This is a genomic window from Streptomyces sp. SCSIO 30461, from assembly GCF_037023745.1.
GTDB lineage: Bacteria > Actinomycetota > Actinomycetes > Streptomycetales > Streptomycetaceae > Streptomyces.
Genome location: NZ_CP146101.1, coordinates 4723157 through 4734959 on the forward strand (window position 1 = coordinate 4723157; position 11803 = coordinate 4734959).

The 11803-nt window shown below is 68.0% G+C and carries 8 protein-coding genes and 2 pseudogenes; 8 read left to right on the top strand and 2 right to left on the bottom strand.

Annotated elements, in window-relative coordinates; translation table 11 throughout:
• The first annotated feature begins 153 nt into the window (after positions 1-153).
• The 4 genes and pseudogenes from purB (at position 154) to V1460_RS21045 (ending at position 4867) form a co-directional block, all read left to right on the top strand.
• A complete protein-coding gene (gene purB / locus V1460_RS21030; RefSeq protein WP_338675190.1) occupies positions 154-1587 on the top strand; it encodes an adenylosuccinate lyase in 1434 nt (477 codons plus the stop codon).
• Between the two features lie 328 nt (positions 1588-1915).
• A pseudogene (locus V1460_RS21035) lies at positions 1916-3178 on the top strand (IS701 family transposase).
• A gap of 272 nt (positions 3179-3450) precedes the next feature.
• Complete coding sequence (locus V1460_RS21040) at positions 3451-4281, top strand: GTP cyclohydrolase I FolE2 (protein ID WP_338675191.1); 831 nt, start codon at positions 3451-3453, stop codon at positions 4279-4281.
• 208 nt (positions 4282-4489) lie between these two features.
• Positions 4490-4867: a 6-carboxytetrahydropterin synthase gene (locus tag V1460_RS21045; RefSeq protein ID WP_338675192.1), complete on the top strand. Its 378-nt coding sequence runs from the start codon at positions 4490-4492 to the stop codon at positions 4865-4867.
• Here the strand turns inward: V1460_RS21045 and V1460_RS21050 are convergent.
• Positions 4851-5231 carry a hypothetical protein gene (locus V1460_RS21050; protein ID WP_338675193.1) on the bottom strand — a complete coding sequence of 127 codons (381 nt, stop codon included), beginning with the start codon at positions 5229-5231 and terminating at the stop codon, positions 4851-4853. The genes V1460_RS21045 and V1460_RS21050 overlap by 17 nt on opposite strands.
• Positions 5232-5820: 589 nt before the next feature.
• On the opposite strand from V1460_RS21050, the gene V1460_RS21055 reads away from it, so the two are divergent.
• Together V1460_RS21055 and V1460_RS21060 are read left to right on the top strand one after the other, a co-directional pair.
• Positions 5821-6501: an SMI1/KNR4 family protein gene (locus tag V1460_RS21055; protein WP_338675194.1), complete on the top strand. Its 681-nt coding sequence runs from the start codon at positions 5821-5823 to the stop codon at positions 6499-6501.
• A gap of 188 nt (positions 6502-6689) precedes the next feature.
• Positions 6690-7928, top strand: a complete 1239-nt coding sequence (locus V1460_RS21060; RefSeq protein ID WP_338673491.1) for an IS701 family transposase — start codon at positions 6690-6692, stop codon at positions 7926-7928.
• A gap of 322 nt (positions 7929-8250) precedes the next feature.
• On the opposite strand, the pseudogene V1460_RS21065 reads toward V1460_RS21060, so the two are convergent.
• Positions 8251-8925 (bottom strand): annotated as a pseudogene (locus tag V1460_RS21065) (IS4 family transposase); the annotation flags it as partial.
• 126 nt (positions 8926-9051) lie between these two features.
• On the opposite strand from V1460_RS21065, the gene V1460_RS21070 reads away from it, so the two are divergent.
• The gene (locus V1460_RS21070) at positions 9052-10632 is read left to right on the top strand and encodes an IS1182 family transposase (protein WP_338671414.1); all 1581 of its coding nucleotides are present in this window, start codon (positions 9052-9054) and stop codon (positions 10630-10632) included.
• 229 nt (positions 10633-10861) lie between these two features.
• On the top strand, positions 10862-11791 hold the full coding sequence (locus tag V1460_RS21075; RefSeq protein WP_338675195.1) for an endonuclease/exonuclease/phosphatase family protein: 930 nt from the start codon (positions 10862-10864) through the stop codon (positions 11789-11791).
• Positions 11792-11803 lie beyond the last annotated feature (12 nt).

Genomic DNA, 11803 nt, shown 5'->3' on the forward strand with positions numbered 1-11803 from the left:
CCAGCCACCGAATCCTGACAGCGGCAAAACGGCCGTCTCACACTCGTCTCACAGACCCACCGGAGAGTGCAGGTCGGAGTACACGCGACCTGCACTCGCTGGACTCTATGGACGTCCCACAGCCCTCACCGACGCCGGGTAAACTCCGTGTACGTGACTGCCAAGCCCCGCATCCCCAATGTCCTGGCCGGCCGCTACGCCTCCGCGGAGCTAGCCGTCCTGTGGTCCCCCGAGCACAAGGTGAAGCTGGAGCGCCGGCTCTGGCTGGCCGTGCTGCGCGCCCAGCGGGACCTCGGGATCGAGGTGCCCGAGGCCGCGCTCGCCGACTACGAGCGGGTGCTCGACCAGGTTGATCTGGTCTCGATCGCCGAGCGCGAGAAGGTCACTCGGCACGATGTCAAGGCTCGTATCGAGGAGTTCAACGCCCTCGCCGGTCATGAGCATGTGCACAAGGGCATGACCTCCCGCGATCTGACCGAGAACGTGGAGCAGCTCCAGATCCGGCTCTCGCTGGAGCTGATGCGGGACCGCACGGTGGCGGTTCTCGCCCGCCTCGGCGCCCTGTCCGGGCAGTACGCGGAGCTGGTGATGGCCGGGCGCTCGCACAACGTCGCCGCGCAGGCCACGACGCTCGGCAAGCGCTTCGCCACGGCCGCCGACGAACTGCTCGTCGCCTACGGGCGGCTTGAGGAGCTGCTGGGCCGCTATCCGCTGCGCGGGATCAAGGGGCCGGTCGGCACCGCCCAGGACATGCTCGACCTACTCGGCGGTGACGCCGCCAAGCTCGCCGACCTGGAGCAGCGCATCGCCGCCCATCTGGGCTTCGCGCACGCCTTCACCTCCGTCGGCCAGGTCTACCCGCGGTCGCTGGACTACGACGTGGTCACGGCACTGGTGCAGCTCGCCGCCGCACCGTCCTCGCTCGCCAAGACCATCCGGCTGATGGCCGGGCACGAGTTGGTCACCGAGGGTTTCAAGCCCGGCCAGGTCGGCTCGTCCGCGATGCCGCACAAGATGAACACCCGTTCCTGCGAGCGTGTCAACGGCCTGATGGTCATCCTGCGCGGCTACGCCTCGATGACCGGCGAGCTGGCGGGCGACCAGTGGAACGAGGGAGACGTTTCCTGCTCGGTGGTACGCCGGGTCGCGCTGCCGGACGCCTTCTTCGCCTTCGACGGGCTGCTGGAGACATTCCTGACCGTGCTGGACGAGTTCGGCGCCTTCCCGGCGGTCGTCGCGCGTGAACTCGACCGCTACCTGCCCTTCCTGGCCACGACCAAGGTCCTGATGGGCGCGGTGCGCGCCGGTGTCGGCCGGGAGGTCGCGCACGAGGTCATCAAGGAGCACGCCGTCGCCTCCGCGCTGGCGATGCGCGAGCAGGGTGTGGAGCGCAACGAACTGCTGGACAAGCTCGCGGCCGACGAGCGCATCCCGCTGGACCGGGCCGCCCTCGACGCCCTCATGGCGGACAAGCTGTCCTTCACGGGTGCGGCGGGAGACCAGGTCGCTTCGGTGGTCTCGCGGGTCGAGGAGATCGCCAAGCAGCACCCGGATGCCGCCGGATACGCCCCCGGCGCGATTCTCTGATCGATAAGCACCGGACACCACTGATACACCGGACACCTCGAAATTCCCCGTCCGCACCGGACGCCCCGGCTCACACCAGACGAGCTGGAGGCCGCCCGCGATCGCCTCGTTCCCGATGTGGTCGCGAACGGTCTGGCGGTGCTGTTCTGCGGGATCAACCACGGCAGCTGTAGTTCCAGCGTCTGTGCTGGTCAGCGCCTTGCCAGGGTGCGTGCGGGCATGAGGACGGCCACCGCGATCATGAACGTTTGTGACGACGTATCAAGACACGGTGGCCGCAGAGGCCACGGTAGCCGAGCGGGCGTGGGGCGAGACATTCGGGAGGGTCATGGCGGCCGTCGCGGGCTGCTTCGCGCGCCGGGAGGCACGCGCGACGGCGGCGGAGCTGATCGCGGGCCTGTTGCCGGAGCTGGACACGCGGAACTGCTGGACTCTCGCGCAGGCGCTGGGACATCCGGGCCCGCACCGGCTGCAGCACCTGTTGTCGCGAGCCCGGTTCGATCACAATCAAGCACGGGAGGAGGTCGTCCGTCTGGTGACCGATGAACTCGCCGGGCAGGACGTGGTGTTGGTGGTGGATGAGACGGGCGATGCGAAGTAGTCCACGGAGTGTGTGGGGGCCGGCAGGCAGTACTCCGGTGCGATCGGCGGTGTCGGACTGTGTCAGGTGGCGGTGCACCTGGCAGCGGTCTCGGCGACCACGAAGGTGATCATCGACCGGGCCTTGTATCTCCCGGCGGACTGGGCCGAGGACGAGGAACGCCGCGAGGCCGCCGGGGTGCCAGAGGAGATCGGGTTCGCGACGAAGCCGCAGCAGGCGCTGTCCATGGTCACCGGCGCGCTCCAGGCCGGGCTGAAGAGCCGCTGGTTCGCGGGCGACGAGGTGTACTGCGGCCGTGAACTGCGCCGGGGCATGCGCTCGCTGGGTCTCGGCTACACGGTCGGTATCGCCGCTACGCACCAGGTCACTGACGGGGCCGGCCGTCGGTGGGAGGCCCGCAAACTGATCAACAAGGTGCGGCCTGAGCAGTGGATGCGCCGGCAGACCGGACACGGCACGAAGGGCACCCGCGAGTACGACTGGGCCTGGCTCGACGTCCGCCCCGACGAGAACGAGAACGCGGCCGGAGCGGGAACGGGTGTGCTGGTCGCACGGCGGCACCGCTACACCGGCGAGGTGTCCTACTTCCGCTGCTGGGCGCCCGGCGACGTCTCGCTCGGCACGCTGGTGGAAGTGATCTCGCGCAGGTGGCGGATCGAGGAAGCCTTCCAGCTCGCCAAGGGCTTCACCGGACTCGACCAGGGGCAGGTGACCTGCTGGAACTCCTGGATGCGCTGGTCACTGTTCTCCCTGATCGCCGCAGTCGTCCTCGCTCTCACGGCCGCCGCCGTCCATGAGGTCCCCGAGCGGCGGCCCGGACTCGTCCCGCTGACCTGTCCCGAACTCGTCCGTCTCCTGCGGACCATCGTGCTGCCCCCACCCGCCCGCGACCGTGATCACGTCCTGCGCTGGATCGCCTGGAGGCGCCATCACCAAGCCGTCGCCACCGCCTGCCACCAGCAACGACACCACCTTCACGACCAGCCGTGATCAAGAACTACAGCTACCGTGTCCGTGCACGACCTCGCTCGGGAGTCAACCCCGAAGGATTTCCGACGCCGACCACTCGGCCCCGGCCTCAAAGCTGAGGCGTCCCCTTTTCGGGGGGCAAGGTCGTCCACCCGTTGGACCAACCCATCAGTGGTACCCGGTAGTAGCGACGAGGACCAGTCTGAAGTAGTGCCTGTCGGGAAGCCCCGGCCCAGGAGGGCGAGCGGCAACACGATTGGGAAAAACTCCTGGGTATCAGAAAGGGACAGGAAATGCTTCAGACGCTTACGGGTGGGGCGAATCGCCAGGCTCTCACCTCTCGTGAGGTTTCCACGCTGCACGATGTCCAGAACGAGCGCGATACACGAGGCATCGAAATCGATAAGGTCGGCATCAGCGGTCTGCGCTATCCCGTGAGGCTCGATGACGGTGACATCCGTCAGGAGGGCATCGCTGACTTCACGGTCACCGCACGGCTCCAGCATGACCGGCGTGGTACACACATGAGCCGCATGGTTGCACTCGTCCACAACGAGCTGCGGGACTTCGACCCCCGAGCCATCGGTTCCGTCCTCAAGTCCGGCATCGAAGCCCTCGACACCCCGGGGTTGTCGGTTCACCTGTCCATGAACGTGGCGACCGAGGTCACTGCACCCGCAAGCGGACTCCCGTCCTGGACGGTGCACCACGTCGGGTTTTCGATGCACTGGGATGATGAGCAGGTGAAGCTCGACACCTCGGTCACCTCCGAAGTCACCAGTCTGTGCCCCTGCTCGAAGCACATATCTGACTATGGCGCGCACAATCAGCGCAGTGAGGTGACACTGACGGTGACAGGAGAAGGCGACCTGCCGTATCCGGTCCGGGTGAATGAGATGGTCGCTCTGGTCACTTCCCTCGCCTCGGCGCCGGTCGTTCCCCTGGTCAAGCGCCCGGACGAGCGTGTACTGACCATGCAGGCCTACGACAACCCGGTGTTCGTCGAGGACATGGCCCGGGAAATCTCCGCGGCTTGCCAGCTGCGCGATCTCGTGCACCGCGTCCGGGTGAAGAATCTTGAGAGCATCCACAGCCACGACGCCATCGCCGTGGTGAACGGTTAGGCCCGCATCTGGTCCGGCCATTCGAGTTCCATTGTCGGTCGCGACGGATCCGGGAAGCACGATGGCACCCGGGTTCGCCCGGTGTACGGGTCCGTGGATGGCTTACCCTGCCGCGACAGGGGATTCCTTTCCAGGTCCCAGCGAACCCGACCGGATGAGAAATATTCCAAATAAATTCTCACTGACTACCGCAAGGAGATATCGAGCCATGTTGTCCATTTCCAAGGAATTCCATTTCTCGGCGAGTCACGTGCTCGACAGCCTCCCTCCGGACCATCCATGTGGACGAATGCACGGACACAACTACGTATTCGTCATCGAGCTCGCGGCGGCTCCCGATGAGCTCACGGAAGCTGGCTTCGTTCGCGACTACAGGGACCTGGCAGAGTTCAAAAACTGGATCGATACCACATTGGACCATCGCCATCTGAACGACTGCATCCCTGAACGTAACCCAAGTGCAGAGAATATTGCTATGTGGGTTTACGAAGTGTGGTCTCCACGGATTCCCGAGCTCGTCGCCATCCGCGTCTCGGAGACTCCGAAGACGTGGGCAGAGTACCGTCCCGTCAGGGCGAGGTGCTGATGTCACGCCAGATCACCCTCGAGCCCCCTTCCTCGCTTATCGCGACAGACGTCTCCGTCACCGGTAGACCACTTCGGATCAGGTGCAGTCCCAGTTCGCGAGCCATCGCCTCGCATGACGCAGAACCAAATTCATGCTCGCCCGGCCCCCACCAGGCCCGGATTCGGTCCGCGACATCGAAGAACTCGAGGTCTCGCTCATCATGCTTGACGAGCATCTCCGCTCGCACTCGAAAGACATGACGGTGACGATGTGCAAGAAAGTCGCGCTCGGGCGGCGCATCGGGCCAGTTATGGAAACCGGGAAGGCTCTGCTCCACCCAAATGACGGATATCTCCGAAGCTTGTGAATGCGACTCACTCATGGAAAGGATCCCTCCTGGTCCGCGTAATTCTCATTGCAAGCAGGATGCATAGTCCTTCACGATGCATGCAGTCGACCGCGCATCGGGTCACGGGCTTGAATCGCCGAAGATTGCGGGAATCTCTTGGCCTAGGAATGTCCTGAGTCGCAGAGAGCACGTGATACTTATCATCGATTATACGACTCTTGGGAGTTCTCAGTGCGGTCTTCCGGCTGCCCACTTGTGTCTTGCGTGTCGGCGTACTCGTGAACGTGACTCTGACGTGATTTTCGTAGCCGGAGATCATTTCGGCGACGTGCGCAACTGCTACCCAGTGAGCACGACCACCCTGCCAACTACGTGATCAATCACGGTCCCATGGTCAGTACCTGGTCGAGTGCGTGCCTCGTCGCAGCGGCCCGGGCAGGCGGCGGCTTCTAGTACTCCAGCTGTAGATCGTGATCTTGCTGGGGGCGTGATCGAGAGCCTCAGCTGGCCGATGTGCGTGTTGTGCTGAGGGGTCTGGGGCGTTGGGCCAGTCTTGAGCCCGTCGGGACCGTAGCAGTGGGCCCGCGCCCCAGGTGTCGGTGGCTGCACGTACGGTCTGCGCATGACTGATCAGTGGTGGGTGGGCGTGCGTCAGCGGCTCGAGGCGGCGGGTGCAGGGCCTTCCGGCAGCAGGGTGTTTGGGGCATTGGGGCACAGGTGGATCGTGGAGGACCCGCTTACCCAGGGTGAGCTTGCCGAACTCGAGGCTCAGACGGGCGTGCGGCTGCCGGAGGAGTACCGGACATTCCTGCTCCACGTTGGTGCGGGTGGCGCCGGCCCCGCGTACGGCCTGTTCCCAGTTCGGCGCGTGCAAGGCCGCTGGCGTTGGGAAGGCGACGGCGCGGACCTGGCCGACCTGACGAGACTTGCCGCGCCGTTTCCCGACCAGGGCCCGGACCCGAAACTGCTCGACGACCTTCTTGCCCAACGCCCCGAGGAAGAGGACTTCGACGACATCGAGGACTTCGACGACGCCATCGAGGCTTGGGACGAGCGGTGGGAGGCCATCATGTTCGCCCCGGAGCGCACCGCCGGCGCCATCGTGATCTCCCACCTGGGCTGCGCCCAGAGAGAATGGCTGGTCATCAACGGCAGCCACCGTGGCACGATCTGGTCCGATTGCCGGGTGGACGACGTCGACCTCGCCCCGCTGCTCGACGACGACGGTACGCCGGTGACGTTCGCCCGCTGGTACACCGACTGGCTGGAGAAAGCCGAGAGCACAGCCCTGTCGGCACCGTAGGCCCATCGGCCTGTGCTGTTGAGCGTTACGGTGAAACGGGCTAAGCAGGGCCCTCAGCCAAGGTGGGCCGGTGTGGAGACGGGTGCGGCCACCGTTGATCATCGTGACTTGTGTGGAGTAACGATGAGACGGTGGCCGCAGGTCACAGCATAGATCCCGTCCGTTGGCGGGATGCGTTCGAGGTGGCCATGGGCCGGATCGCGGGCCGGTTCGTCCGGGTCGAACCACGGATGCGGGCCGGGCGGTTGGTGCTGGGCCTGCTGGCGGACCTGCCGCGCAAGAACTGCTGGACGATCGCGGAGTGGGCCGGGGAGGCCAGCCCGCACGGCATGCAGCATCTGCTGTGCCGAGCCGTTTGGGATGCCGACGGCATCCGTGACGACGTGCGCGAATACGTCGTCGAGCACCTCTATGACGAGGCCGCGGTCCTGGTTGTCGACGAGACCGGCGACGTGAAGAAGGGCACCCACACGGTCGGGGTCCAGCGCCAGTACACCGGCACCGCCGGCCGGATCGAGAACTCCCAGGTCGCGGTCTACCTCGTCTACGCCGGGACGCGCGGGCACGCGGCGGTCGACCGGGAGCTGTACATCCCGCGCTCCTGGACGTGCGACCCGGACCGCTGCCGGGCAGCCGGACTCGGCCAGGACACCGTCTTCGCGACCAAGCCGGAACTGGCCCGCACGATGATCGAACGATTCCTGGACGCCGGACACCACGTCGGCTGGGTCACCGGGGACGAGGTCTACGGCGGCAACCCAAGACTCCGTACGGCTCTGGAGGAACGCGGCATCGGCTATGTCCTCGCGGTGGCCTGCTCGGCCGAAGTGCCCACCGGCGCAGGCAAGTTCCGCGCCGATGCCCTGGCGGCGAAGGTGCCGAAGCGGGCCTGGCAGAAGCTCTCGGCCGGACACGGCGCGAAGGGGCAGCGATTCTACGACTGGGCCGTCATCGACCTCGCCGAGGCAGCCCCGGGCCACCACCAGCTGCTGATCCGCCGCAACCGCAGCACCGGTGAACTCGCCTACTACCGCTGTCACTCCACCACGCCAGCATCCCTGGCCACCCTGGTCAAGGTCGCAGGTTCCAGATGGCGGGTGGAGGAGACCTTCCAAACAGAGAAGGGACTGGCCGGGCTGGATGAGCACCAGGTCCGCCGCTACCCCTCGTGGGCCCGCTGGGTCACCCTCGCGATGCTGGCCCACGCCTTCCTCGCCGTCGTCCGCGCCGACGAACACGCACACCGACCCACGCCGGACGACCTGATCCCGCTGTCCTGCAACGAGATCTGCCGCCTGTTCATCGCGCTCGTCGTCCGGCCCGTCCTCGACGCGGCCCACCGGCTTGCCTGGTCCGACTGGCGCCGCCGCCACCAGGCACGATCACGCACCAGTCACTACCGGCGGCAAGCCGCATCCCAGACATGAAGATCACGATCTACAGCTGGAGTACTAGACCCAATGCCGCTGCTTTAAGCCGTGGCCTTGGGTTTTCGCTTGGTCGGGGCGATCTTGGAGGCGGGGGTGATGGTGACTGCTTCGGCCGTGGGGGCGGCGGGCTGGAGCCAGGTGCGGTGGTGGGCACGTTTGAGGGGTCTTCGAAGTTAAGCGGTGCGGCATGGCCATGCCAATGCGACGGTCGTCGGCCGGGAGGGCGGTCAGGCCAGTCATTGCACGGGCAGCGCACCGCGTCGGCCGTCCGCCCGGAAGCTGTCATGTACGCACGCACCGCTTAACTTCGAAGACCCTCGTAACCGGGAAAGCCCCGGCCGGCGAGCAGCAGCATCCCCGGCTGGAGGTGCGGCAGCAGTGTGTCGGCGAGCACCGTCTCGGCCGCTCTGCACGCCCCGGTGGCCGCGGCGAAGACCGCATGCGTGCCGCACTCGGCCAGCACCACCAGCCGCACCTGCGGAAACGCGCCCTTCTTCTCACCCCGCCCGGACCCCGGCCGTCCGAAGAACACATCGTTGGCAGGGGTGTCCGCCACATCCAGGGTCGTGCCGTCCACCGCCACCAGCCGCCGGCCCCGGTACCAAGCACCGACCGTGTCCGGCGTCGCCACCGGACGGCACACCCGGCCGAACAGGGCCCGCAGCGGCTCCGGCCCCAGCCGGGCACGCGCCCGGGAGATCGCCCCGGTCGAGGGCACCTCCCACCTGCCCCGCCACCGGCCCGCCCAGGCCAGACCCTCCGTCAGCAGCCGCGCGACCTCCTCATACGCCTGCCCGGAGAACAGACACATCGCCAGCACGAAGTAGACCGTCACCCGAGCCGGCAGCAACCGGCTCCGCTGCTCAACCCGACCCGTCTCGGCGACGACCTCATCGACCAACTCCGCCGGGAACGCCCGCGTCAACGCACCCAACGCAATCCGGTCCGACAACCGCTCCTCAACCGGCGGCTTCACCTGCCCAGCCCGTGGCACAGCACCCCTCCCCGACCACAAGCTACAAGCAACTCACCCCAAAGTCAGCGGCATTGGGCCTAGAAGATCACTGAAAATCTCGGGTTTGGGCCCCGCGGGTGGCCCCGCGGGGCCAGACTGCTGTGTGTGCAGGGGGAATGGGCCGGGGAGACGGTCGGGCCGGATGTGTGGGAGACCTGCCGGGAGCTGATCCCGGCAGGGAGTGTGTTCGCGTTCCTGGCCGAGCACCGCGAGCGGCTGCTGCCGCCGGAGATGTTCGCGGACATGTACCCCTCGGCCAACGGGCGGCCGAGCCTGCCGCCGCAGGTGCTGGCGACGGCGGTGGTGCTGCAGAGCCTGTTCGGGACCTCGGATGTGGAGACCGTGCTGGAGCTGCGGTGCGACCTGCGGTGGAAGGCGGCGTGCGGACTGGGGCTGAACGACACGGCGTTCGACCCGTCGCTGCTGACCTACTTCCGGCGCCGCCTGCAGCGGTCCTCGGATCCGGGGCGGATCTTCACCCGGGTCAAGGAGGTCGTGGCCGCCACCGGCATCCTGCGCGGGAAGCGGCGCCGCGCGCTGGACTCCACGGTGTTCGACGACGCGGTGGCCACCCAGGACACGGTCACCCAGCTGATCTCGGCGATCCGCCGGGTGATCCGCGAGGTCCCCGGCGCCGGCCGCGTCGCCGCCGGGCATTGCACCGCTCACGACTACACCGACCCGGGCAAGCCGAAGATCGCCTGGGACGACGAGCAGGCCCGCGCCGGGTTGGTGGACGCGCTGGTCACGGACGCGCTCAACCTGTTGGGCCGCCTGCCCGAGCAGGAGCTGGGCGAGCGGGCCGCGAACGCGGTCGGCCTGCTGGCGCTGGTCGCGGGCCAGGATGTGGAGCCCGCCGAGGGCTCCGACGGGCGCGACGGGCGCTGGCGCATCACCCAGGGGACCGTCCGCGACCGCGTGGTGTCCACCGTCGATCCCGAGGCCAGGCACATCCACAAGAACCGCACCCGCCACCAGGAAGGCTTCAAGGGCCACGTCGCCGTCGAGCCGGAGACCGGCTTATTCACCGAGGTCGCCCTCGCCGCGGGCTGCGGCCCCGAGAACCACGAGGCGAAGATCGCCGAGGACCTCCTCGCCGCCGAGGACGAGCCGTGCGAGGTGCTCGGCGACTCCGCCTACGGCACCGCCGACCTGCGCGACCACCTCGAACAGCAGGGCCACGACGCCGTCCTCAAACCACCCCCGCTTCGCGCGGCCGTGCCCGGCGGCTTCACCAGCGACGACTTCCACATCGACACCGAGAACGGCCAGGTCACCTGCCCTGCCGGGCACATCGTCCCCCTCGGCAAGCCCCGGAAGACCGGCTTGCGGCAGGCTCAGTTCAAGAAGCTGTGTGCCGGCTGCCCGCTGCGCGAACGCTGCACCACCTCCAAGACCGGCCGCGTCCTGCAAGTCCACCCCCAGCACCAGCGCCTGGCCGACGCCCGTGCCCAGGCCACCGACCCCGCCTGGAAAGACACCTACCGCCGCTGGCGGCCACCCGTCGAACGCGGCATCGCCTGGCTGACCACCAAAGGCAACCGCAGACTGCGCTACCTCGGCACCCTCAAGAACGACACCTGGCTCCGCAACCGAGCCGCCGCCCTCAACCTCCGACGGCTCGTCAACCTCGGCCTCGAAGTGGCCGCCGACGGCACCTGGACCCTGACCCCGGCCACACCGTGAAGCACGGAGGGCGGCCCCGCCACCGGCGGACCGCCCCCACAACAAGATTTTCAGCAGCCTTCTAGACGAGCCGACCCGCATCGGACCGCACGGCACCAGCGTCGGCGTCGGCGTCGGCGTCGGCGTCGGCGTCGGCGTCGAGCAAGCAGAGGACGCCGGCCGCACGAGCCACGGGGCGCACGGGATGCGTTCCCCCACACCCCGTACGATTTCGCCGGAGGACGATCGATTGCTTCGGGACACGTACGGCACCGCACCGCGCCGCCACCGGCGGCTGTTCGCCGTGGGCGCGGCCCTGGCCTGCCTCGTCGCCGCGGTGTCCGCGCACCTCGCCGGGGACGCCGAGCGCTCGATCGCCGTACCTCGGGAGGTGCGGGAGCTGAAGGTAGCCACCTGGAACATGTGCGGCGTGCGGCAGTGGGGCTGCGGGGCGACCGGGAGCAGCGGCCGCAAGGTGCGCGAGCTGACGCTGCTGGCCACCGCCGACGGCGCACGGGTGATCCTGCTCCAGGAGACCTGCTCGGGTGACCTCGACGCGGCCCGCAGGGAACTGGGAAGCGCCTGGCACAGCACGTTCCGGGCGTACGTCTCCGTGGACGGGGCGGGGAAGCGCCGGACGGTGCGGTGCGCGGTGCCGGAGCAGGGTTCGGCGGGCTACGGGATCATGGCGGCGTTCCCGCTTTCCCGGGTCACCCCGGTGCGCTCGCACCAGCCGGCGACCGGTCTGCAACGCGGCATCGTCTGCGCCACGGTTGCCGCGCACGGCATCCGGGTGTGCAACGCCCACCTCAGCCTGCCCGGCGGCGATCGGGCCCATCCGGACCGGGAGTACCGCGACGACCAGCTGACGGCCCTGGTCCGGGCGGCGGCGGGTCCGCGGACGGTGTTCGGCGGCGACCTGAACATCGGGCCGCCGTCGTTCCGCAATCCCGACAGCCGGCTCTGGCCGCACGAGCTCCACCGCCGCTACCGCGAGTGCGACCAGTCGTCCGCCGCGACGCGAGGCGCGACGCCGACCCACCGCTCCGGACACAAGGTGGATCACCTCTTCACCGGGCTGCCGCGGAACGGCTGCTCCGTGCGGGACACCGGCGCTTCGGACCACCGTGCGCTGATCCTGTCGGTGAGGACGGGGCGGGCACCCGCCGCCGGGGCCTGATCCGCCGGCCGA

Excerpts from the sequence above, each read along its gene's own strand:
- V1460_RS21040 (WP_338675191.1), top strand. The coding sequence starts at position 3,451 with ATGCTTCAGACGCTTACGGGTGGGGCGAATCGCCAGGCTCTCACCTCT.
- V1460_RS21045 (WP_338675192.1), top strand. The coding sequence starts at position 4,490 with ATGTTGTCCATTTCCAAGGAATTCCATTTCTCGGCGAGTCACGTGCTC.
- V1460_RS21050 (WP_338675193.1), bottom strand. The coding sequence starts at position 5,231 with ATGAGTGAGTCGCATTCACAAGCTTCGGAGATATCCGTCATTTGGGTG.
- V1460_RS21055 (WP_338675194.1), top strand. The coding sequence starts at position 5,821 with ATGACTGATCAGTGGTGGGTGGGCGTGCGTCAGCGGCTCGAGGCGGCG.
- V1460_RS21060 (WP_338673491.1), top strand. The coding sequence starts at position 6,690 with ATGGGCCGGATCGCGGGCCGGTTCGTCCGGGTCGAACCACGGATGCGG.